The 24,061-nt window shown below is 40.5% G+C and carries 18 protein-coding genes and 2 tRNA genes; 6 read left to right on the top strand and 14 right to left on the bottom strand.

Annotation, left to right across the window (positions count from 1 at the left end):
- Nucleotides 1–95: 95 nt before the first annotated feature.
- The 3 genes from iolM to gntT all read left to right on the top strand — a co-directional run bounded on the left by iolM (nucleotide 96) and on the right by gntT (nucleotide 3,391).
- On the top strand, nucleotides 96–1,244 hold the full coding sequence (gene iolM / locus AC1F2U_RS09230) for a scyllo-inosose 3-dehydrogenase (protein ID WP_480260821.1): 1,149 nt from the start codon (nucleotides 96–98) through the stop codon (nucleotides 1,242–1,244).
- A 165-nt stretch (nucleotides 1,245–1,409) separates the two neighbouring features.
- Nucleotides 1,410–1,838, top strand: a complete 429-nt coding sequence (locus tag AC1F2U_RS09225; RefSeq protein WP_480260820.1) for a VOC family protein — start codon at nucleotides 1,410–1,412, stop codon at nucleotides 1,836–1,838.
- 107 nt (nucleotides 1,839–1,945) lie between these two features.
- Entirely contained in the window at nucleotides 1,946–3,391 is a 1,446-nt protein-coding gene (gene gntT / locus AC1F2U_RS09220; RefSeq protein WP_480260819.1) for a guanitoxin biosynthesis MATE family efflux transporter GntT, read from the top strand.
- A gap of 534 nt (nucleotides 3,392–3,925) precedes the next feature.
- Here the strand turns inward: gntT and AC1F2U_RS09215 are convergent.
- From AC1F2U_RS09215 to AC1F2U_RS09200, 4 genes are all read right to left on the bottom strand, one after another.
- Nucleotides 3,926–5,635 (bottom strand): toll/interleukin-1 receptor domain-containing protein, encoded by a 1,710-nt coding sequence (locus tag AC1F2U_RS09215; RefSeq protein WP_480260818.1) that lies wholly within the window; start codon nucleotides 5,633–5,635, stop codon nucleotides 3,926–3,928.
- Between the two features lie 425 nt (nucleotides 5,636–6,060).
- Entirely contained in the window at nucleotides 6,061–7,905 is a 1,845-nt protein-coding gene (locus AC1F2U_RS09210) for a tetratricopeptide repeat protein (RefSeq protein ID WP_480260817.1), read from the bottom strand.
- 124 nt (nucleotides 7,906–8,029) lie between these two features.
- Nucleotides 8,030–8,800 (bottom strand): WecB/TagA/CpsF family glycosyltransferase, encoded by a 771-nt coding sequence (locus AC1F2U_RS09205; protein ID WP_480260816.1) that lies wholly within the window; start codon nucleotides 8,798–8,800, stop codon nucleotides 8,030–8,032.
- A 223-nt stretch (nucleotides 8,801–9,023) separates the two neighbouring features.
- Nucleotides 9,024–10,094, bottom strand: coding sequence for a glycosyltransferase family 4 protein (locus tag AC1F2U_RS09200; RefSeq protein ID WP_480260815.1), 1,071 nt, complete (start codon nucleotides 10,092–10,094; stop codon nucleotides 9,024–9,026).
- Nucleotides 10,095–10,433: 339 nt separating this feature from the next.
- Between AC1F2U_RS09200 and AC1F2U_RS09195 the strand changes: the two genes are divergently transcribed.
- Nucleotides 10,434–11,936 (top strand): acyl--CoA ligase, encoded by a 1,503-nt coding sequence (locus tag AC1F2U_RS09195; RefSeq protein WP_480260814.1) that lies wholly within the window; start codon nucleotides 10,434–10,436, stop codon nucleotides 11,934–11,936.
- Nucleotides 11,937–11,960: 24 nt separating this feature from the next.
- On the opposite strand, the gene AC1F2U_RS09190 is transcribed toward AC1F2U_RS09195, so the two are convergent.
- Nucleotides 11,961–12,599 carry a HesA/MoeB/ThiF family protein gene (locus AC1F2U_RS09190; RefSeq protein WP_480260813.1) on the bottom strand — a complete coding sequence of 213 codons (639 nt, stop codon included), beginning with the start codon at nucleotides 12,597–12,599 and terminating at the stop codon, nucleotides 11,961–11,963.
- Between the two features lie 5 nt (nucleotides 12,600–12,604).
- On the bottom strand, nucleotides 12,605–13,438 hold the full coding sequence (locus AC1F2U_RS09185; RefSeq protein WP_480260867.1) for a hypothetical protein: 834 nt from the start codon (nucleotides 13,436–13,438) through the stop codon (nucleotides 12,605–12,607).
- A 102-nt stretch (nucleotides 13,439–13,540) separates the two neighbouring features.
- Between AC1F2U_RS09185 and AC1F2U_RS09180 the strand changes: the two genes are divergently transcribed.
- The gene (locus AC1F2U_RS09180) at nucleotides 13,541–13,921 is read left to right on the top strand and encodes a hypothetical protein (RefSeq protein WP_480260812.1); all 381 of its coding nucleotides are present in this window, start codon (nucleotides 13,541–13,543) and stop codon (nucleotides 13,919–13,921) included.
- Nucleotides 13,922–14,340: 419 nt separating this feature from the next.
- Here the strand turns inward: AC1F2U_RS09180 and AC1F2U_RS09175 are convergent, their stop codons facing one another.
- The 7 genes from AC1F2U_RS09175 to AC1F2U_RS09145 all read right to left on the bottom strand — a co-directional run bounded on the left by AC1F2U_RS09175 (nucleotide 14,341) and on the right by AC1F2U_RS09145 (nucleotide 18,966).
- The gene (locus tag AC1F2U_RS09175) at nucleotides 14,341–15,324 is read right to left on the bottom strand and encodes a hypothetical protein (RefSeq protein ID WP_480260811.1); all 984 of its coding nucleotides are present in this window, start codon (nucleotides 15,322–15,324) and stop codon (nucleotides 14,341–14,343) included.
- Between the two features lie 34 nt (nucleotides 15,325–15,358).
- A complete protein-coding gene (locus AC1F2U_RS09170) occupies nucleotides 15,359–16,792 on the bottom strand; it encodes a vWA domain-containing protein (protein WP_480260810.1) in 1,434 nt (477 codons plus the stop codon).
- 491 nt (nucleotides 16,793–17,283) lie between these two features.
- Nucleotides 17,284–17,352 (bottom strand) — tRNA-Phe (locus AC1F2U_RS09165).
- 32 nt (nucleotides 17,353–17,384) lie between these two features.
- A complete protein-coding gene (locus AC1F2U_RS09160) occupies nucleotides 17,385–17,654 on the bottom strand; it encodes a hypothetical protein (protein WP_480260809.1) in 270 nt (89 codons plus the stop codon).
- A 69-nt stretch (nucleotides 17,655–17,723) separates the two neighbouring features.
- Complete coding sequence (locus tag AC1F2U_RS09155) at nucleotides 17,724–18,110, bottom strand: hypothetical protein (protein WP_480260808.1); 387 nt, start codon at nucleotides 18,108–18,110, stop codon at nucleotides 17,724–17,726.
- 470 nt (nucleotides 18,111–18,580) lie between these two features.
- Nucleotides 18,581–18,781, bottom strand: coding sequence for a hypothetical protein (locus tag AC1F2U_RS09150; protein WP_480260807.1), 201 nt, complete (start codon nucleotides 18,779–18,781; stop codon nucleotides 18,581–18,583).
- A gap of 113 nt (nucleotides 18,782–18,894) precedes the next feature.
- Nucleotides 18,895–18,966, bottom strand: a tRNA-Lys gene (locus AC1F2U_RS09145).
- Between the two features lie 135 nt (nucleotides 18,967–19,101).
- Between AC1F2U_RS09145 and AC1F2U_RS09140 the strand changes: the two genes are divergently transcribed.
- Nucleotides 19,102–19,335 (top strand): hypothetical protein, encoded by a 234-nt coding sequence (locus AC1F2U_RS09140; protein WP_480260806.1) that lies wholly within the window; start codon nucleotides 19,102–19,104, stop codon nucleotides 19,333–19,335.
- A 9-nt stretch (nucleotides 19,336–19,344) separates the two neighbouring features.
- Here AC1F2U_RS09140 and AC1F2U_RS09135 read toward each other — a convergent pair whose 3' ends face one another.
- On the bottom strand, nucleotides 19,345–24,045 hold the full coding sequence (locus AC1F2U_RS09135; protein WP_480260805.1) for a GAF domain-containing protein: 4,701 nt from the start codon (nucleotides 24,043–24,045) through the stop codon (nucleotides 19,345–19,347).
- Nucleotides 24,046–24,061 lie beyond the last annotated feature (16 nt).

Here is a 24,061-nt window from a genome sequence, read left to right as displayed (position 1 = left end):
CTCCAGGGTTTTACCAAGACAATCCGCTTGCAGACATCGCGGGCGGTGAGAAATCCCTGAAAAATCATTGATTACAAGTAATTGGAAATTATTTAATGAAAGCATTACTGGCTGAAGCCACATGGACACCCAAGAAGCAAAACCTGAACAAAAATTTAGGTGTTACCGGGAGCCTTGCTTGGAAAGATCCACAATTTAAAATTGTTGATAAAAGCTTCCCTGTTCTTAGGCATGATGAGGTTTTAGTAAGGGTTAAATATTGTGGTGTCTGTGGATCAGATACTCACGTTTATGAGACAGATAAAGAAGGGTATATTCTATTTTCTGGCCCTACCAAGTTACCCATTGTTTTAGGACACGAGCTTTCAGGTGAAATCGTTGAAGTTGGTAAAGAAGTTAAAGGATTTTACCAGGGTGATATTATAACTACGGAAAGCATTTTATGGTGTGGACACTGTACACCTTGCCGCATAGGAATGCCGAATCAGTGTGAAAATGTAGAACTGTTGGGATTAACAGTAGATGGTGGCTTCGCTGAATATATAACTCTCAAAGCAAAATATTGTTGGAAACTTAATCACTTACAAGAAAGATATTCCTTTGAAGAGGTTTGTAAAATAGGTGCTTTAATAGAACCTATCGGTTGTGCTTATAACGGTATCTTTATATCGGGAAATGGTTTCTTACCTGGTGGATTTGCCATAGTTTATGGTGTAGGAGCAATTGGACTAGGTGCTGTGATGTTACTTAAAGCAGCAGGTGCAGCAATAGTAATAGCAGTTGATTCTATTGAAGAAAGACTCAATATTGCTAAATCAATGGGAGCTGATTACACTTACAATATAGCCTCCACAAATGATTTTTCGGAAATGGTTCAAGAAATTACAGGAGGTTGGGGAGCCGATATCCAAGTTGAAGCCGCAGGAGCAGCTAAATATACCATCCCAATGATGGAAAGAAATATTGCCAAAAGAGGAAAAATTATTTATTTAGGTAGGGCAGAGTCAGAAGCATTTATAGATTTGAATAGTCTTGTAAGTGGGGCACATACAATAGTAGGTTCTCGCGGACATTCTGGGTATGGCATATTTAATAACGTAATCACTATGATTCACAAAGGAAAACTTTGTGGAATTGAAAAACTTGTAACTTCATCTTTCCCCTTGAGAGACATTTTAAATGCTTTCGAGTCTTCGCGTTCCAGAAAAGAGGGAAAAATATTAATTAATATGCACTCTGTATAAGATAATCAGAAAATAGTTGCTTATCTAGCTGAATTATTGCCTGCGGTATTAATATCAGTGATGCATTTACACTTCTAATCTTGTTGGCTACTCCAGCATACTATTAGGAGTTTAAAACAAGCGATTAATTACCTTGCCTTGAATGTTTGAAAATAGTATTTAACAATGAACAAAACTTTATTTCATCTTACTTTCCCTGTGACAGACCTTGCTCTGGCAAAAACATACTATGTCGATGGTTTGGGTTGTATTCCTGGTCGAGAAAACCGTCAACTTTTAATTCTTAATCTCCACGGACATCAATTTGTTGCTTTCTTGACTAAAGAAACCCTTGTACCTCAACCTATATACCCCAGGCATTGCGGAATTGTCTTTAGCTTAAAAAGTGATTGGGAAGAAGTGCTTTCAAGGGCAGAGGAACAAAAGCTCACTTTTAGACAAAAACCTGAACTCCGTTTTGCTGATTCTTTTATAGAGCATGACACCTTTTTTTTAGAAGATCCTTTCTATAACTTGATAGAGTTTAAACATTATCATCACCCGGAAGCAATCTTTGGATATTATGATTATACGCAAATAGAAGAACGGGTTTGATAGGAGTTAAAATCATTCGTAATTTGTAATCAAGTTCCTACGTTGCAAACGTAATTCCTGATTAAAGTAGTAGTAAATTTATTTACAACTAATTCCAAATCACCAATTTGACAATTTGGTGTGGTGTTGCGCCGAAAATAACGAATTACGAATTAGCTAAATATCCAATCGCATCAGCTAACTCATTCCAAATGTTAGGAAATAATGACTTGCAAGACCGATGGATTCCTCGCTATTTCAGATTAGCGATCGCGAATATGCTCTCGAATTTAATGGTGCCGTTGTCTGGAATGGTTAGTGTTTCCTTTTTAGGACACCTGCAAGACATTCGTCATTTAGCTGGCGTTGCACTGGGGACAGTTCTGTTTAATTACTTCTATCGAACATTCAATTTTTTGCGTCTCTCTGTGACTGGCACAACTGCCCAGGCGACTGGAAGGAACGATCGAGAAGAAGTACTACTGCTAGGCTTACGGAATGTTTTAATTGCCCTCAGCTTGGGATTTGCTGTTTTGCTCCTACAATACCCACTGCGAGAGTTGGGGTTTATTGTCTTGAACAATGCTCCAGAGGTGAAAGCGTCTGGAGTGGACTACTTCAATATGCGGATTTGGGGTGTACCTGCGGTTCTGGTGAATATGGTGCTGTTCGGCTGGTTGATGGGGCGCGAACAGAGCCAGAAAGTGTTGGCCTTATCGGCTTTTGGTAACGTCCTTAACATCGTCTTAAGTTACCAGATGATTCTGCGAGCGGGTTGGGACAGCGTGGGAGCAGGCTTGGCACAAGCTTTGAGCCAATTTCTCATGATGGTGCTTGGACTAATTTGGATCAAGAGTGAAATCCAGTGGCAAGAGATCCGTGCCGTCGCGCCTCAGCTTTGGGACAAATCTGCCTGGAATGAGACTTTTGCCTTGAGTCGGGAGCTTTTTGTGCGGACACTGGCAGTTGGGTTCACCTTTTGGGCTTTTACCAATCTCTTTGCTGGGATGGGAAGAATCGCCTTTGCGGAAAATGTCTTGCTGCTTGAGTTTATGACGCTAGGAATTCAAATACTCAATGGCTTGTCTTATGCAACAGAAACCTTGACAGGCAACTTTCATGGCACAAACGAGCAGAGGCGGATGGTGCCACTGCTTGGCGTTTCTGTAGGCGTGACTCTGATGTTTGCAATTACCATGTCCCTTACCTGCATCCTGTTTCCTCAGACGGTATTTGGGCTACTCACAAATCATACGGAAATAACCACCCAGATCGATCGCTACATTCCCTGGCTAATGAGCGTACTGGCGCTGTATGCCTTCGTCGTCTCAATTGAGGCTTATTTCTTTGGTTTGGCAGAAGCATTAATACTCCGGAATGCGGCTTTTATTGCAACTGGGTTAGGGTTTATTCCGACAGCAGCCCTGGCTTGGAAGTTACAGAGTGTCCATCTATTGTGGTTGGCGATGTCTTTATTCATGGTGACTAGGGTTTTAGTGCAGGGAATTCAGATCCCTAGAACCTTAAAACTAGCAACAGAAGATATTGTTCCTGCTCAAAAGACTCAAGCTTGATGAAATGTCACGAAAGCAACTAAGGCAAATTCATCGTGCTACCACAGATGTCGATACTATGGAGTTGACGCTGACGAGAAGAAAATATGACAGTCCGGCACTATACAGCGATTACACCGGATGCCTTTAGGAATAAGGCTTAATCTTTGAATCAGCAAGCTTACTAAAAAAACCAGACGCGATCGCAATTATCCTTTCCTTAATTAGTAAAACTAAATATTAGCCATGCAAATTATTAGTAGAACAAGGATCAAAGTCCTGAATCAATAAAGTATAAAGGATTATTAGACGACTTTAAGCCACAGCATTCCTGCGGCGATTACGGTATTAAGCCGAGATAACACCTACTTACTTTTTCCGAACTACTAAATAAATCGTATAAAAGTTAAGGGTGGGGCTATTCATTGCAGTGTATGGTGTCTCGTGTATAGAGAAGAATAATTGTCACAATCCGGAGCGGAAAAATTGGGGTAATCAATTTTACTTAAGCTAGGGTGTAAGAGAGTAGGGTGTGAGGTGTAGAGATAAGCAGAATTATTCATACTCATAATCATACTTATAAGAAAAGGGATAAGGTGATTCTTTAATAATTGAATCTATATCCTCTTTATCAACAAAATCGTATCGAACCATGTAGTTGGAAACTATCTCTTCAATTACTTGTTCAAAAATGGGAACTGTTTTATTTGGTTCTGTTTTATTTAATTCATCAATATACTGATACAGTATATTTATTCCTTCATTAAAACTACTATAAAAGTTTTTTCTAATATCTGAATGGCGTTGATCTGAGTAATAAATTCTTAGATCATTATAGCTATCAAATCTCATCATTAAAAGATAGTCATAATCAAAGTTAAGTCTCAGATCGCCATAAGAAAAGTCACTAACTGCAATTCTGTCTGTCTTTTTTCCAACCCAAATAAATTGAATTCCCATATCTCTTTTATAATAATTTAAATTATTTTTGACCTCAAGTATTTTACGTTCTAAGCTATTATCATAATCCTTAAAAAATATAAGATGATACGCATCACCAGATATTTCTCCAGGAAAAAGTCTCTTCAAATCTCTTTTAAACAAGTCTTCAAACTCTAAACATTTTGGATTCCATCTTTTAATATAAAACTTTTTATCACCATTTTTGTCTTCAAAAATATCTTCAAACTCTAGCTTTTTGAGATCATTTAAATATGAAATTATTTCTTTATAATTAATTCTATCTAATAAATTAATATCGATTTTTTTGAATCTTAACTCTGAATGATCCAGTAATGCTTCAATATAATTTTTTTGAGAATTCAAATCATAAACAAGAATGCCAAAATCTTGATCTAAATATGTTTTAACTACCTCTGAGCTACCATTGCTAAACTTTTCTAAAAAATTTGTATATGAACGAAGCGAACAAATAAACACTCGACCATCTTTACCATAACTATTATGGCTAGCTTGTAGTATGTATCGATACTTACTAGCTGTTCTTATGGAAGAGAAAACGAATAACCTAATAGTGTTTTTAGGTTGTTTAGCAATATAATCTTTTGCTAATAGCTTGTTTTTTGAATCGGTCCAGAAAGTTGACACAGATTCACTGCTGATTGCATACACTTCATTTGCATTTTCAAACATAGAACGCGCTCTAACTAGAAAATTTTTCTCGATTCCCACGTCAATTTTATACTCTTGTTCTTGGTCTTTTACTTTTTTAATCTCTTTATAAGCCTCATCAAGAATTCTTCTGATTAAATCGGCTCTAAATTTTAATAAATTACGTAAATCTTTGATTGAATTTTTAATTAAACTTAGCTCCTGGGGAATTAATTGAAAATCCATTTTAGATTTACCTTCAAAATACTCTCTTAATTGCATTCTCAGCTCATCTATCGTAGAGTATTTAAACCGCAAACTGTCAGTCAAAAAATACAGATAAGATGGTATATTTATCCGATCATCCTCTCTCTTTTCCATAAGAAAAATTTGCTTTGAGCGTTCATGCGCTCTAATTAATTCACTTACAACTTCATTGGAGCTAAGTGAATTAATTGATACTAGTAAACAATCAGCCTCATCGAGTTTTACTGATATTACTTCATGAATATTTTGAGATGGTTTAATAGCTTCTACATCAATAATAACTTCAACATTTTTAATATTTTCTAGGTAAGAAGTAAGAGCAGCCCTTAAATTTTGATCTGTTTCCCATTTATAACTAATAAATACTTTAATTTTTTCTATTGTCATATTTTCTAAAAAAAGATATTATTTTATTGATTTACTCACAAAAATAGTAGCATAAAATTCTTTTTTAGGTATATACTTAAAAGAATTTGCTAAGAGGCTGTTTGAAAAGTCGGTAAGTTTGTAAAAAAGCTATCTCGGTATACGCTGTGAATAGATATATAGACAGCACCGAGAGAACAACGTGAGTAAAGCATACCCCAGCAATCTGACTCGTGCATAATATGAATTTCTCAGTGAGACGATTCCAGAACCCAAAAGAGGTGGTCGCAAGCGTGAAGTCGAGATGTGGGAAGTCCTCAATGCGATCTTCTATATCCATCTGCATAATTTTCTCTTAAGAAGTTGTTTTAAAAGCATTTTTGGTAATATCAAAGCCTCACAAACCTAACCCCCATTGCCTGATAGTAAATGGGGGTTTCAAAGCCTTACATATCTCCCTTATATTCTTCTAACAATTGCGGAATGTGATCGTACCCATCTACACCGATAACAGCAATAATTTTCGGGCGATGTTGTTGTAAGAACTTTTGGAAAGCTTCTGCCCCAATTTGCCCTTGTAAAATTGTCAGTAACCCTGCTGCTTGACGCCACTCATTAGAGGCGATTTGCTCCAAAAGATACATTCCCAAGCAACCTGTATAAACAGTTTTTTCCGAATTTTGCAGATGATAATAAGCTTCTGCTAAATAAGCTAAGTTCCGCCCTTGGAGATACAAATCACCGGAAACTTGCGCTGTTTTAAAACCATCTTCCAGATATTTAATTGCAGTTTGGTGTTCTCCGATTACTAAATAGGCAATTCCTAAGCTGCTGACACATAAGGCTTTACTTTGAAGATCGCCTAATTTTTCTGATAATTTTAAACCTTGTTCCAAATAATTAATTGCGGCTTCATAAGTTTCTGGTTCTAAATTTTCCAGTTCTTGAGCTTGCATGACTTCGCTGTAACCCAAATTCACTAACGCATTTGCTTCTCCTGTCCGATCGCCTGCTTGCCGACTCAGTATTAATGCTCGTTGACTGTAGTTAATTGCCTCAGCATAATTTTGCTGTTGCACGTAGGTACGGCTGAGGTGGTTGAGATTGGCAATTTCACAGGTGCGATCGCCTGCATTCCTGGCTATCTCTAACGCCTGCTGATGAAAATCAATTGAGCGCTGGTATTGTCCTAAAGCACGCTGAGAATAGCCTAAAAGTGTCAAAATACGTGCCTTTTCCTGGGTTCCCTCGCCTCTTCGTAGCGGTTCATCTAAATAATCGAGGGCATCTCGTAAATAAGTACCAGTAAAAGAGGCAAAAATCCCGCCGTAAAAGGGAAAATATGGACGCTGGGCAAAGGTTCGCAAAATCTGGAGCATGATTTGAGAACAGGCATCGCTGTATATTGTCCCAATACTTCTAAAACCACTTGCTAATTGACTCCAAATCACCGCAAAGGTCAAAAAAGTGGAAATGGACAATTTTGGGCCGGCCTTAATATCGTAAGCTTGTTGGTCAAACCAGCCAATTAGTCCCCGTTGCAAAAACTGTAAAATTAATGCCATTTCCACCCAATCTCTGAGGGTGATACCACGCTGTCGCTCGGTAAATTCAATTACGGATTCTTCCCTAGCTAAAGTGCGAAGCAGTGCTTGGGGTAACTCACTATTGAGTTGTTTCGCCCAACTTGCCCAAGGGCCGCGTTCTCCCGGTACACCGCCAAACCCTAGAGATTCTTTTTGCTCGTACATCCAACTGAGCAAGTTGTCTTGCAATCGCTGCCAAGAAGCTAAACCACGGGTAATCCCTTCGGAAAATTGTTGTAAATCAGCATCTGCCTGAGCAAATTGTTGCAATGCCTTGGACAACTGCTGTAACTGTTGTAAATTTAGCGGATACTTTTGATTTGGGTCAGTAACTCGGATAAATGTCGCTAGACGCTCGGCAGCAGGGGCTGTAGTGATTTCTGTAACTGCGGAGGCGATCGCTTCTGTGGCTTTATTTTGCTCTTGCCAGCGTTGCCATTGACTTTGAATAGTCTTAATGGCTCTCAAACTGCGAGTCGCCTTGGCTTTCTTGAGTTCGTCTTTTTCGCTATCTACTTGGCTTTGGAGGGAATTCAGGCGATCGCTCAAAGCTAGCTCAAAGACTTCCCCTGTACCGGAAGTAATTCCTTTAAGCAGCATTTGATACACCTGTTCTACAGAGCTAATTTTGCCCTTGAGAGTGGTTTCGACAATTTCATCGATTAAGGCAAGATAGCGATCGCTTAATGGCAGAGAGTCTGGCACTTTGGCTACTAGGAGAATGTCACGTCAATTCTCATTCTAGTCTTGACCGCAGAGGTAGGGGAAACAATTGGCCACTTTTGGGCAGTCATGGTCATAACAAATGCGAAATTTAGAAAAAATTTATTTAGCGATTTGTTATCATTCCTTGAGTGATTCGCTGTTTAACTACACGATAAAAAAATAATGGAATACCTAAAATATAACGGTCTGCTAGACGAGTAGGTTCAGTAATTAAGCGTGTTAACCACTCCAAACCATTATCAGTCAACCAACGCGGCCCGCGATATATAGAGTCAGTATAAAAATCTAGACAAGCACCTAAAGGTAAAAATACAGTAGTTTCAATTTTATTGAAGTTATCTAAAATCCAGCGTTCCTGTAATGGCATACCAAAACCAATATATAAAATATCTGGTTGGAATTTATTAATTTTTTCTATTACCAAATCATTCTCTTTGCCGGATTTTTCAAAATAACCATGATGTCCCTGTACGCGTAAATTAGGCGCAATCGATCCTAACTTAGTAATTGCCTTATCAACTACACCAGGTTTTCCAGCTAACAAAAATAAAGAAAGGTTTTCTCGTTCGCACTTTAATGCTAAATCTTCTATGTAATCTGGTGCTGTCATTCGATGTGCAGATTGCATTGAATAACCATTGAATCTAGCTCCTACCATTACACCAAATCCGTCACAAAATACTAAATCAGCCTTATTCAAAAAATCTCGATACCAAGACTTTTCATAAGCGAAATTCATTGCTCTGATATTTACATGTCCTACAACTGTCTTTTTTTGATTTTTTGCTGCTTCTATTAAATAATCAACTAATTCTTGTACTTGAACTTTATGAAATCTTGTATCAAACAATTTAACTTCCGGAAAAGTTTTCATTTCTGCACTCCCTCACTTATTAGCCAGTATACCAAGTTTAGAAGAATCAGAACAACAAAATAATAATACCTTTATCGCTACCTTAAATTTTCCTAACTTTAAATTAAATTCATACCTTTGTAACGCCTATTATCCTTGATACAGAATAAATTACGTCGTTTTTTAATTTGGTGTTTAATACATAGGCTAAGTAAATTAAACCTATTTTCTTTTATTAAGATGGTTATCCATTGATAACTGCTGTATAAATGCCTCTTAAAGATATAAGATATTTGTTTATGTCCAAGTGTTTAACTCTGAGTCGTGCGTTATTTCCCAAAGATATTCTCAGATTTTCGTCTGCAATTAACGATTGCATTGCCTCTGACAATTGTTGAATATTCCCCGGATTAACTAATAAACCATTCTGATTTTGAGTAACTACTTCGGGTATTCCTCCTACTGCGGTAGTGATAACTGCCAAACCCCAACTCATTGCTTCTAGTAGTGCCATAGGCAGACCTTCGTTGTAGGAAGGTAACACAAAGACATCAGCTTTAGTTAAAAGATCGTCACGTTTTTCTCGATCTACCCAATCAAGAATAGTGATGTAGTCAGTAAGATTTAGAGTTGGTATCAAACTACGAGCTTGTTCTACATCTCCATCCCCCGCTATAACTAACTTGGCTTGACTTTGTTGAGCAACTGGCATAGAAGCAAATGCTTTAATTAAATCAAAAGTACCTTTGCGCTCACCAATGCGCCCTAAAAATAAGAAAAATATTTGTTTAGAATCTCTTCGCTGTGGAATTTGCGCGGGAATTTTTACTGGGTTAGGCAGAACAATAACTTGCTCTGATTTCAAGCCAAGATTCTCAATGTAGAATTTTTTCCAGCTATCTGATAAAACAATGAAACGGGTACATTTACAAAACGACCAACTTAACCACTGCTTAAGCCATTGGGGTAGTTTAGAGTAAAACAAATGAAAATCAGCACTATGAGTATGAATAATTACTGGTTTTTGAAATAGCCAACCAATAAGAGTAGTGATTGAATGACGAAAAGCACTACCTCTATCTGAGACATGGATGTGAATTAGGTCAGTATTTTGGTTTAATAAGTTCCAAAACAACTTACCTATTGCCTGCAAAAAAACTAAAACTTTATAAACAGTAGAACCATTCGGTAAAGTTGTAATGTGTTTAATTTGAATATCAGAGGTAGTTTCTTCAATAATGAGCTTTTCTACAGAAACTATTCCACCTTGGCGCTCCAAGCTTTCGCCCAACATAGTAATTTTTATGGGACTCATAATTGCTATTAATATGTTTTGGAAATTGAGTACACGGCTATTTATATAAGCTATTGAACGAATTTATTCTAGTTTATATCCAAAGGCCCACTCACAGAGCATTTTGAGAATTAATCCTAATAACTCTATCTGCTTGAGCGCAGATCCACAAATTTATTCAATGTACACTTTTATGATTTTACAGGATGATCTCTATAACAAAATTCTGTCATAGAAATTGTTATGAGGATGTTGAAAAAATTGTTGTTAATAACAGCATTCTAGCACTCTGTCATAACTAAAAGCTAAGTAACAATTTTTTGTTTAAGCTAAATCATGTATTTACAAGTCGGAAAAACAATGAATTTATTTGAGCTTTTAGTAGGAGAAGACAATCATCTAGCCCTAGTTACGCCTGATGGGCGATCGCTAACTTATAAGCAATTGCGCGAGAATGTTGTTGGACTGGTATCTCAACTCAACAGCTTTGGATTGAAACGGGGAGAACGCATTGCCATTGCCATGACTAACGGTTCACCAATGGCGATTACCTTTTTGGCTGCTGCCTTATGTGGCACTGCTGCACCCTTAAATCCCAAATACAAACAAGAAGAATTTGCCTTTTACTATCAAGATACCCAAGCAAAAGCACTGATTACGTTGTCTGAGGGGTCAGAAGCAGCTATTGCTAGTGTCACACCCGATATGATACTGATTAATGCCAAGATAAATACTGACGGCACATTAAGCTTTGAATCAGTCAAAACAGTCTCAGAACCAGCAGAATCCGCGAATCCCACAGCCCCCAACGCTGATGATATAGCGATGATTCTCCACACTAGCGGCACTACCAGTCGTCCCAAGCGTGTGCCGATTCGTCATCGCAACTTAATCGCTTCAGCCAGCAACCTGATTAGTGCTTACTCACTCACAGCAGCTGATACTACACTTTGCCTAATGCCCTTGTTCCATGTTCACGGATTAGTGGGCTGTTTGCTGGCAACTCTGGCTTCGGGTGGTACATTAGTTTGTCCCAATGGTTTTAATGCCTTGGAGTTTTGGAAACTGGTAGATACCTACAAACCCAGCTGGTACTCCGCAGCGCCAACCATGCACCAGACAATTTTGGCGCGCGCTAGTCGCAACCCAGAAATTGTCAAAGCAAACCGCTTTCGTTTCATTCGCTCTAGTAGCGCTTCTTTGCCGCCGATTATCATTGAACAGCTAGAGGCAACTCTGAATGCTCCTGTGGTGGAATCTTACAGCATGACTGAAGCATCTCACTTAATGACTACCAATCCTCTACCGCCAAAAGTCAGAAAACCAGGTACTGTAGGTTATGGCTTTGGTGTAGAAGTCGGCATTATGGACTCCGAAGGCAACCTGTTATCTCAGGGAAGCTTGGGCGAGGTGGTGATAAAAGCACCCAACGTTATAGATGGCTACGAAAACAATCCAGAAGCTAACGCCACTGCTTTTGTGAACGGTTGGTTCCGCACAGGGGATCGGGGTGCAGTGGATGCAGACGGCTACCTCCGCTTGACTGGACGGATTAAAGAATTGATTAACCGGGGTGGAGAAAAAATTTCTCCTTTAGAAGTGGATGATGTCTTGCTGCGCCATCCTGCCGTCGCCGAAGCCTTAGCCTTTGCCGTTCCCCACAAATCTTTAGGAGAAGATATCCACGCGGCTGTGGTTCTGAAAGCAGAAGTTGGCGAAAAAGAACTTTTAGCTCACTGTGCAACTATGCTGGCAGACTTCAAAGTTCCCAAGCAAATTCACATTTTAGAACAACTACCTCGTGGTGCTACCGGGAAACTGCAACGGTTGGCGATGGCGAAATTGCTGAATATAGGGGAGTAGGGAGTGGGGAGATAACGACACAATCTACAAAAACAGAGATTGAACAGTCAGATCCTTCTGGGTGATGCTGAAGTTACGCTGTTCTGCTGTGGCAATAAATGAAACGATCGCTTCACACGCCACAGCAACGGTTAACATCACCAGGTTTCGTGCCAGCGGATAATCACAGACATCATCATTAACCTCGGAAGGAACGCGATAAACGTCATTCCAAATCACTTCTGCATAATCAGCCGATAGTCCAGCATGAAGACAAGGAATGCTTAATTGTTCAGCATAATCTTTCACTGCTTGACGTGCCACGCTATTGTCAAAAACATCGACAATTAGCTGGCTGTCTTTGAGTAGTTGAGTTGCATTTGCTGGTGTCAACTCCTTTGTTTTGGCATCAACTTTAGTACCAATTGCTCGATATAAATTGTTCGCCAAAATTTTCGCCTTGAACGCTCCAACATCGGAACGATAGTAAGGCTGAGTCGAAAGATTACGCTCCTCAATGCGATCGCGATCTATTACTGTAAGTTTATCAAAACCAGACCGAGCTAAGTTTTCCGCAATGTTAGCTCCTAATGCTCCAGCGCCACAAATTGTTACAGGATAATTTTTTAGTTTTGCCATCACAGCATTACTGCGGTAAAGCTGTTCGTGAAAAAAGATGCTCATTGTCCTCACCACTCTTGTTGTTCCATTACACCTACTAAAGATTGCAAATCAAAATCGCGATCGCGTCCACTCAGACAAATACCAGAACTGACAACAGTCAAGTCAGCTTTAGCGATCGCACTACTATGGCGAACACCATCAGCAGTTGTCCAATCGACTGTCCAATAATCGCTGCGATCGTGGAATTGATTTAATTCACCGCCACCCATTTGCAAAGCCTTTCTCAATCGCTTTTCATCCTGTTGGGGTTGAGTAAATCCCTCAATGCGCCGCGTTGCTAATTCATACACTGTGCGGATTTCTGGAGTAATACCCTTAAACTGTAATTCTTCAGCAGCAATGAGTTGCTTGACGGCAGATTGCAGAGTTTCAGAAATTGCCGGATCGGTACGGCGATCGACTTCCTCAAACCAGCATGAATGTCCATTCCATCGGGCAATGATTTGCTCAAAGGTAACGCCCTCGGTAACTAAGTGGACTGCGATCGGCTTAACTACCTTCAACCGTTGACGCATATCTACTTCATTTACAGGGTATGCTAACCAAGTTTGTCCCCGCAGCTGGTGTGCTAACCGCAGTCGTATTTGGGGAAAGTGTTGCAGGTATTCCCCAATTTGGGGTAAGCCTGCTTCTTCTACAACCGTTGCTGTTTTCTCATCCACAGCCTGAAAGATGCCCCAACCTTGAAATTTACTAGGCTTTGGACTGAAGGTGTAGATCATCCCGGCTACCCGTGTGCGAACTCGTCCACCTTTGACGCAGGGTGCGAGAAATTGGGTTGTAGACAATTGTGCTTCTGCGATCGCAATTTGGTTGATTAGCTTAAGGATCTCAGTCATCATTATCTCTCTTTACGCATAATTACTCAAGATTATTGCTAGTAATCGAGTATATAAAAAAACATATTTTATGCTCAATCAACCCAAAAAAATAGAAAAATAATGACTACCCAAATACAACAAATATCAGAATCCCGAAAAAAGTTAGCATCTGCTTACCGTGCAGTTTACGCAATTGGAGTTTTGTGTATTTTTCTAAGCATAATATTCTTTGTTGCTGGTAATCGATTGCCTGATTATCTAGTATTGGGAATTGGTTTTTTATTTTTTGGTTTACTCTATCTAGTTCTAGGTTTCTTTGTCCAACGTAAATCAAAAATTGCACTAGGTATTGCAGTAGGATTGATGTCGCTAAATGTGTTAACTGCTATTTACAATTTGATTCAAACAGGTAAACCGTTTGGCTTGGCTATTCCCATGATATTTTTAGGTCAGACTATAGAAGGATTTAAAGCTATAGAAGTATTAAAGTCAAAGACTTGAAGTTAATTTTCATTTTGTTAATCGATAGCCTTTTACTTAGGAATTAATACAATTCTTGCGTGCAAGTTGGTGGAGCATTGCGTGTTCTCAGTTACTAGAGGGACTCCGCTGGTGAGTTGTTATACACTCTTTCAAGGATGGCTACTTTTAAGCCTACCTCCCAGGTTCTTCGCACTCCCCGTTCACACACACCCACTGCATTTGGCAGTGTTACCTTTCCTCTCGTACTAGTATGTAGGCTCCAAGAGTTGGGGCACGCAGGATATTAATGTAATACAATATACTACATAAAATTGGAAGAGATGAAAAGAGAGGTTTTGGAGTAGAGCGATCATTTTATAGCGTGATAGTTCATTTCTCTATCAATAAAAGTTTAAGCTTATAATTTTAATTAATTAACAATATCAGCAAAAATCTTGCTAACCAAAAAATGCACGAATCATACTATCTATAGGTATATCTTCAGTCAGCAAATGTTTTAAGTAAGAACTACTAATTATAAGAATGTCCATCCGTACTAATAATTCCATATTTTTACTTGAAATAACCTGAACTAAATCTAAAGGTGCAGTTTGAAGATGTTTTGGTAAAGAATATTCATAAATAACAAATGGCACTTGCTTTAAAGTTGCCTTGTCCAAAGATATCTCACCTGTAGCTGAATCTACATCTTTCGGATTAAAACTACAAGAATAAAGCTGCGCTGTAGTTACAATACACGGAACAATAAGTTGAGTTTCATAATCCAACTTAGGAATAGGATTATATGTAGCCTGTTTTTGGGTATGTTGTGTTTCCTCCATCCATATTGCTTGTGTAGCTAAAGCAACTTGATAAGCTGCATCTGTCACGGCAGCATTTGAAGTTTTTGTTTTCTGCCCACTCTTAAAAGATTGATAGTCACCACGAGTCTCCCTTGCTTCACTAAACAAAGTAACTGAATTAATTGGCAACCGCATCAGATGAGTGTTCACATCCCATCCTACATTTGGTTCTTGTTTTGTTTGATTTTCTATCACACGAACAACAAACTGTCTTTGAGCCATCTCTCCCCTTTTAGGAAAGAAAACCCAATCAACAAAATCCGGATTATTCTTTTTACATTCGACTATAAAAGTAACGATTTTAGAACCATCACGTAATTCAACTCTAATATCAAGAGCGCTTTCCTTACCTCTAAAAGGCCCATTGGGAGGAGGAAATTCTACTGGATAGTTGGTTGACACAACCTTTAGTTCAGGTACAGACTGGAACAGATTCTCGCACCAATGTTCAAAAAATACCCCATGAATATTTATAGAATGTATTGTCCATTCATTATCTGTCTGTGGATTTACCATAATGACATTCTCTCCCCTCAAAAATTGAATGACAGTAGCAACATTGGAAATGGCACTGCCCACAAATTTATTTAATGAGCAATGCCATATTCTAACCTCACTTATCTTCTCTTACAGGCAACGGCATATCCAAAATCTCCATCAGCAAATCCAGGCGAGAGGGGCGCGTCAAGAGTGGGACGATGTTCGGCAAACTGTAGTAGTCACCGGCGAAAGTGAACGTATCTACAGGTGCTTGCTGCTGCTTCAGTTGAGTCTCCACCCAGTTGTAATGAGTACCCACACGGACAATCACCACATTGGGCATTATCGCCAACTCCCGGCAGTAGTTCTTGTAGACTTCACCGAAATAAGGAGCCGCATTTTCGCCCTCATCCGTCACCAAAATTATCTGGTCAACTACCTGCTTCTTCTTCCGCATTGCTTCCAATGCACAGCCGATGCTAGTACCACCACCTGCATTGATGTGCTGGAAGGCACGCTCCCAGTCGCTCAACTCCTTGCCCTTTGCTGTAACAGCGTAAGGAATGGTGTCAAAGGCGTAGACAAACAGTTCTGCCTGAGTGATACCAGACATTAGGGCAGCGAGTTGCTTACCGATCGCGATCGCATTTTCCATTGAGCCAGACTTGTCCACCAATAAAGCAGTTGGACGAGCGATCGCACCACGCCGCTTTACCTGTTCGTTTGTCACCTTTTCCAGTTGGGCAACGGTGTCTGCGTCAAAATCTCCCGCGTCTGTGGCAATTTGTGCTTTGAATGCTGAGACACGCCCACTCTTAGACGCTGCTTCCAGCTTAGAGTCAATCAGCTTCTTGACTTGTGGATGATCCATTGCACCTCTAGTCTGGAGAGACTTGAGGTTGTTGATCGCTTCTTGAGGAGACATGCTGTTGATTAACGCCACCAATACAACTGGTGTAAGTTGCTTGATAGCACCAATTGCGATCGTGTAGGGAATTTTAAACTCCACAATCAGCCGTGCCTGTTCTGCGGCATTTTCAGCCTTAGCAACCTGCTTCAGCACATTTGCTAAGGAACCCTCTGGAGGAGTATCGCGGAACAGAATCGCATTTGCCCGCTCATTTGGCTTGATGTGCAGCGAAGCATATAAGTGCTTCATTGCCTTACGACCTCGCAAAGCGGCGCGATCGAACAGAGCCGGATTGCTCTCCCGCACCTTTAGATAACGCCGTACCGCAGTACGAGCGGAACGAGGCAGTTTATTCTGCTGCTGCTTCATGAAGTCCACCACACGAGCCACCTGATAGGGTGGAAACTCTTGCAGCATCATAAATCCAGCATCTCGGTGTTCAGTCAGATTGCTAGTTAACAAATGAGCAACAAACACCTCCTTGTGGTCGCGGACATCACCATGACGCTGATACCAAACTGCCAGGTGTCCGTAGAAGATGGGATCGAGTTCAACAATTAACTGATGAATTTCTGCGACTTGCTCAAGTTTACGGTGAGGAGTTGTGAGCAAACTGTTGAGCATTTCCAAACGCAGGTCACGTTCTGCGGTATTCATTATGAACCTCCTCTAGTTGTGATGGATGAGGAGGCAGATGTTGCACGCGAGGTGATATCACCGCGCAAGTTGTAGAAGCATTATGTATAACTTGTGCAGAGTTATGTAAGCTTCTGCGATCGGGGCGCGGCAACAACTGCCAATAACTATGTAGCAATCCTAATTAGTATGTGAAATTCTCTGTCTTTTTCTTCAACTTCGCGTCCTTTGCGTCCTTTGCGGTTCGTTTAAAAAAGTAATTTTTGCAACTCGACAAAGACACGAAGAAAATACCGAAAGAGAAGTTTTCATCAATCATTAATGAAATATAGCGGTTCTCGCGTGGATGCAATACACTCTGACCTCTCTCCAAACCTCTCTCCTAAAAGGAGAGAGGCTTTGAATCTTGCTCCCCTTCCCTTGTAGGGAAGGGGTTGGGGGTTAGGTCTGTATTGCGCTCAACCGAGAAGCGCTATAATATCGCTTCGTGCAAGTCGAAAAAGCTGTTGATTCACACACGGGATTTGAACCCGTAGTTGCTTGATCTTCAGTCAAGTGCCTTACCATTCGGCTAGTATGTAAGCTTTTTCAGTTAGGGCACGAAGTGAAAAATTTAGGTTTTAGAAAGTTGATTTAAAATAAATCGAATTTCTTTCTTGTTACACTGCTGTTTCCTAACAGCGTAAATCATTCGACCTCTATACATTGCCGCAGAACGATGAATTATCCCTTTGACAACATCCGTCACATAATGAGTTGGTGGCGGTGGAAAATCTTCAAAGGTAATGAAATACCAAATCTCGTTTAGCTTCTGGTATTGATGATAATTATCAATGATGACAATATCAGTTTGTTCCTGCTTTTGCTTCTGCTTTCGAGGCACTGTCTCGACTGCACAAAGAATTCCGGTTTCAGGATGGATATAGAAGCGATCGCGATGGCTTGTATTTAGCTAATTTCGATACCCTTGGTAAGGCTTGCTATAAAAACCACCATCAATTATTTCCACATGCCGTTCAACGTAGTCCCACACATGACCGATAACATGCTGTCCTGCCATTGTGCTGGGATCTAGTCGTTGACACAGTTGGCTGTAAACCTCATTCCAAGGCTGTCCGACTTGCGATCGCAAAAACCGACGCAAAGGCCCGAGATGGTCTGAAAGATACTTAGATTTATTTATTGGTTTAATCAGGTAGGGATTCAACAATCCATCCTGAATGGCATCCTGGGTGATTTTGTATAATTGCTTCTTAAAGCCAGTCACCTTTTTGAGGCTAATTCTCCTCCCACCGCGAGGACGCTCAATTACAATCTCGCTCAAACGATGTTCGCTCATATCTCACGTTGTTTAAATGCAGTTGTTCTAATTGAGTTGTTATTAAACATGAGTTAGCTAACATCATTGAACTCACCTCCGTATTGAGTAAAGGTTATAGATAAATCCGATTTAAATAATAGAAATTCCGCACAAGTTAGCAAAGCAGTTTTCACAATTGCCTATACCAATTTGGCTACGCTCCCATCAAAGGGAGCGACAGGATTTGAACCTGCATTCCGTTGCCGGAGTGTGTAGACTTTACAAGTTAGGGCGCGGAATTAAGTCTTAAATCATTCCGTGCAAGTTCAAGAAGCTTTTTACAGCTACGGCCGCTCTTACCAAATATTGGCAGTGGGCACGCACGCTAAATCTGCGAGAGACTTAGAAATCATGCTTCGCTTAATTCGATCGCTCGAACTTTACTACCTTAGGGCCGTTATCAATGTGTATGTATGCTTCTTGTGTTAGGGCACGGATGACTCTGAAAGTTAACCATAGACAGCTTCAGGACGAACGATCAAATCGCCACTAGGACGGCGATCGATTACGTAAGCAGAAAGGCGATCGCTATTCACATCTAAATGCCGAGCAACGCGCTCTTTCACTGCTACATCATTCATCCCTACTGCAATTCCCAATTGGGTTTTTGGGATATCAACAGAACGTCCTTCAAATCGAATATGAACCATTGCGATCGCCTCCTGTTGTATTTACGAACTGATATTAGTGGATCTGATCGGGATTGAACCGATACCCTCCCTGTGAGAGTTACACTCACACCTCGTGCGAGTCGAAAAAGCTGTGGTTACACCGCAGGAATTGAACCTGCAACTTATCGTTCAAGAGACGATCGCTCTACCATTGAGCAAGTATGTAAGCTTTTTCTGTCAGGGCACAAGTGACATCCGGGATCTCTACCGTTAGAGCTACAGACCCAAGGAAAGCATTATTGCAATGCTTTTGAGGAGGCTTTTCTTGCATACTACAAATGTAATATGCAATTTACATAATGTCAAGTGTCGGGATGGATCGGGCAATTGTCCTTGATGTAGTGTTATGGAAACCATTGCCCGACAGCATCGAACATTTTTCACCATTTGGCACGAGCGCGGCGGAACCAGTACCTTCTTTCATGACAGTCTTTCAAGTCAACACCACAATCTTGGTTTTCAGCCAGCAACAGAGCAGGTTGACTTGGTGCATAATCCAAGAGCGCCAGCGTTGTACAGTCCATTTGCCGTAGCTAAGTCGCTCAGTGACCACCTGTCCCCTGCCTCTTGCCTCCTGCCTCCTTCACGACTTTGTTTTTAATTAAAAAGTATTGAATGCAGTTGACAAATTCTTCTAATTCTAAAATTAAATTAGTAGTACCTTTAAGGTCTCGATCGCTAGCTAGTTGTTCTAGTTTGTCAGTTGCTAAGTACATAGATGTGGCCCCAATGTTGACACTAGCACCTTTAAGATGATGAGTTTCTCGTGCTATTTGCCCAAAGTCATCAGCTGCGATCGCTGCTTTAATTATTTCTAAACGTGGTTTAATATCCTCAATGGATATTTGCAATAAATTTAATTCAAATTCTTCATCATTTCCCGATATCCGATGCAAGTGTTCCCAATCAATTTCTAAGTCAGTGAAAACTGTCTGTTCATACACACCTGCCTCTTGCTGGGAAACGATCACACCTGTCCAATGCTCTAAAGTCTCAGCCAATTTTTCTTTAAATACTGGCTTACTTAAATAGTCGTCCATTCCGGCATTTAGACAAGTTTCTTCGTCTTCTTTCATCACATTAGCCGTCATCGCAATTACCACAGGACGATGACCCAATGCAAAAGCATCCTCTTGCCAACGATGAATTTCTTTTGTGGTTTCCAAACCGTCGAGAATTGGCATTTGGCAATCCATTAAAATCAAATCGTAAGGAATTTTTTCTAATAGCTGCAAAACTTCTTTTCCATTAGCAACGACATCGGCTTTGTAGCCCAAACTATGAAGCTGCTTTAGTGCTACTTTTTGATTCACCAAATTATCTTCAGCTAAGAGAATTCTTAATTTGGATTTAGTAGAAGGATTAGGGGGACAGGAAGTAAGAATACTTGAAGTTTCTGTTTCTGTACTGGGGATTTCTTCTGTAGCCTCTAGCTTTCTGCCTCTACACCCTTGTTCTGATTCCGGCTGAGTTTCTAAAATATTTATGATGGCATCAAGGAGTCGTGATGGCTTAATGGGTTTGAATAAATAAGTAGTAAATCCGATTTTGAGCGCCTGTTGTACTTCATCCCGTTGATTAGTAGAGGCGAGCATAATCAAAGGGATCTTAGCAATTGCAGAATTAGCTGGAATTTGTTCTTTTATCGTCATGCCATTTGTTTGGGCTATTTGCATATCAACCAAGGCAAGATGATATGATTTCCCCTGTTCGCTAGCTTGCTGAATAACTTTAACGGCCGCAGCAATACTGTCAGATCGATCTACCTGCATTCCCCAATGAGTAGCTTGATGGGAGATGATTTTATAATTAGTAGTGTTGTTATCCACTACCAATAAGCGGCTATTTTGCAAAAGTCCGCGTTCGCATTTTGGCTCAACAGGCTCAACTTGTTTGGTAAAAAGCAACTCAAACCAAAACTTAGATCCTTTGTCCATCTGGCTTTCTACCCCAATTACTCCTCCCATCAAAGTTACAAGTTGTTTACAGATGGCTAATCCCAAACCCGTACCACCATACTTGCGAGTGGTTGAAGCATCCACTTGGGTAAATGGCGTAAAGAGTTTGCGTTGGTCTTCAGGGCTAATGCCAAGACCTGTATCTGTAATGGCAAAATGGATGGTGGCTGTAGTCGGAGAAAGCGATCGCAATTCGGCTTGCACTAATACCTCGCCAGCGCTGGTAAACTTGATGGCGTTGCTGATTAAGTTCATCAAAATTTGCCGCAGCCTACCAGTATCTCCTTTGAGTTGAGTGGGGACGTTGCGATCGATCAGTGCGGCAATTTCTAATCCCTTGTTATGGGCTGAGGGAGCCAATAATTCCACCACTTCTTCTACACAAGTGGATAAGTCAAAATCGAGAGTTTCGAGAGCCATCTCTCCAGCCTCAAGTTTGGAAAGATCCAAAATCTCGTTGATTAAACTTAAAAGAGCGTCTCCACTACTGCGAATTATTTCAATAAAATCTCGTTGTTCTTCGTCTAAGGGAGTATCTAAGACCAAACTGGTCATCCCCAATACAGCGTTCATCGGAGTGCGAATTTCATGACTGATATTTGCCAAAAAGGCACTTTTCGTCTGAGAAGCTAATTCGGCTTGACGACGGGCAATTTCAAGTTCTTGTCGCTGACGAGTTTCTGCTGCTAATAGTTGGGCTTGGGTTAAAGCAATACCTACTTGGTCGGCTATTTGCCGCAAAAGATCGGTTTCAAAGCTAGACCAGTGGTGGGAATCGTCACACTGATGAACTATGAACAAACCGCTAAGTTCTTCTTTAACAAGAATAGGTACAACTAAATTGACTTTGACCCCAAACTGTTGCATTAATTCCAGATGACTTTGTTCAACTTCCAGGAGATCCAAGTTATCCAGTCCGAAAATCTTGCCTTGACGGTACTGCTGTAGATAGTACTGTTGGAGATATTCTGCTTCAAAGTAGGGAGCGGCGTTGTTTTGCTCTTTGATTGCTGGTAAGCCAGAAACTACTGCTTCAACAACGGTATTTGCAGACTGATCTGGCAAAAGCTGATAAATTAAAACTCGGTCAGTCTGGAGAATTTTTTGTACCTCTTCGACAGTGATTTGGAGAATTTCTTCGATGTCCAAAGACTGACGAATCTTCAGGGTGATTTCGGTAAATAGTTGCGATCGCAAATTTTGGCGTTGTATTTCTTCTTCAGCCTGTTTACGCTGGATAAATTGCCCTACTTGCTCGCCGATAGAATTCATCGTTTTTACTAAATCTTCGTCAAGAGGCTGGATTTCGCGGTTGAAGCAGGTAATCACACCGAGGATTTTGTTACCACTGCGGATCGGAAAACCAAAAGCTGCATGTAATCCTACTTGAGCAGCTATTTTGAAGTTAGGGAAATTAATATCTTTAGCGATATCAGCGATCCAAACAGATTCAGAACTAGCCCAAACTCTACCAGGTAGTCCAATTCCGGGTGCGAAAGTGGTTTGGCGCTTCAGTATTTCAAACTCTTGCATCTCAATGGATGCTTTATGCCAGATATCGAGAAAATGCAGCACATTTGCTTGCTCATCTACCATCCAAATTTCACCCAAATCCCATGCCAAACTCTCACAGATTCCTTGCAATATTTGGCGAGTAGCTTCGCTAATGGTGGCGGACTCTGCTAAAACGCGGGTTGCAGCATATTGTGCTGTCAGATGCTTTTGTGTGCGTTTGGCATCGGTAATGTCAATGCCAGTAGCAACGATGTATTCAACACAGCCCTCATAGTCTTTTAAGATGGTATTCGACCAGGCAATCACCCGCCGACTACCATCTTTCATTACCCAATGATTTTCATAATTATTGGAAAGTTGACCAGATCGTAACTGGTCAAAAACTGCTTTAACTGCCTCCACCTCTTCAGGAGGTAGTAACAAGTTCCAGCTATACCTACCCCTCACCTCATCAAAAGAGTAACCAGTTATTTGCTCACAGGCTTGATTGAAACGAACGATTTGCCCTTGAGAATCGAGAACTATTACCAACGCACCGACTGTATCAAGGACTGCTGAGATAAAGTTGCGTTCTTGATTTAAGGTTTCTTCTGTCCTCTTCCGCTCAATAACTTCACGATAGATCGAGTAGTAGACTACAGTAAGAACGATAAAACTTAGGCAAATAGCGATCGCCAATGTGAAAATTGTGTTCCGAGTCCAGGCCTTTGCTGCTTGTGACTGCTGTCGGATTCGTCCCCTGTCCTCGTTTTCCATCTCATCGATCGCCTTGCGGATATCATCCATGAGATTTTGGCGATCGTTTTTCAGCAGTACTTGCAACGCCGCCTCTAATCCCTTATTCTGGCGCAAATCGATAGTCTGTTTTAGTTCAGCAAGTTTAGCTGTTATCAGAAATTCAAGCGTTGCCATCTGCTTTTGTTGGTTCGCTCGATCTGCTGTTAAATTCTTCAGCTTGGCAATTTCTCGATCGACGTTACTAAGTGCTGTTTGATACGATTTTAGATAAAGTTTTTCTCCAGTGAAGATGTAACTACGTTGCCCAATTTCAGCATCCTTTATCTGGGACAGTATTTGCTCTTGGCTGTTAAGTTTTTTATAAGTATTTTTTACGATACTGCGATTAAAATTACTAAATACTCTTGTATTTTGATCGGAAACCACGCCAATCAGAACTAAAATTAGTGACGACAAACCAAAACTTGCTGCAATCTTTTTGAAAAATTGCTTGCGTACCCTCTGTGCCTGGTTGCTTTTCTTGGTAACAAGTACCAAACTTGCTAAATTTCGGCGCAATTCCAGTTGCTTTATGACTTGACGACCTAAAGTACGTAATGCCTCTATTTGTTCTGGATTAAGTTCTCGCGGTACGTAGTCAATTACACACAGGGTTCCGAGGGCGTATCCTTCAGGGTTAGTTAAAGGTACACCAGCATAAAACCGAATATTTGGGTCAGATGTCACCAGTGGATTTGTTGCAAACCGTTTGTCATCTTTTGCATCAGGCACTACCAAAACATCAGGCTGGAGAATGGCATGGGCACAGAATGCGAAATCTCGGTGCGTTTCTGGGGCTTCCATTCCGACTTTTGACTTGAACCATTGGCGATTTCTATCAATGAAGCTAATTAAGGCAATAGGAGTCTGACAAATATACGAGGCTAAACGAGTCAGATCGTCAAAGGTGGCTTCTGATGGTGTATCGAGAATGTTATACTGCAAAACTGCATCGATTCTCTGGGCTTCGTTATCAGGTAATGGTGCTTTCATCCTTGAGCCTTATCTA

This window comes from Nostoc sp. LEGE 12454 (assembly GCF_056620565.1).
The sequence above is the reverse complement of the archived record's forward strand: the minus strand, read 5'-3'. Positions and strand labels throughout refer to the sequence as shown.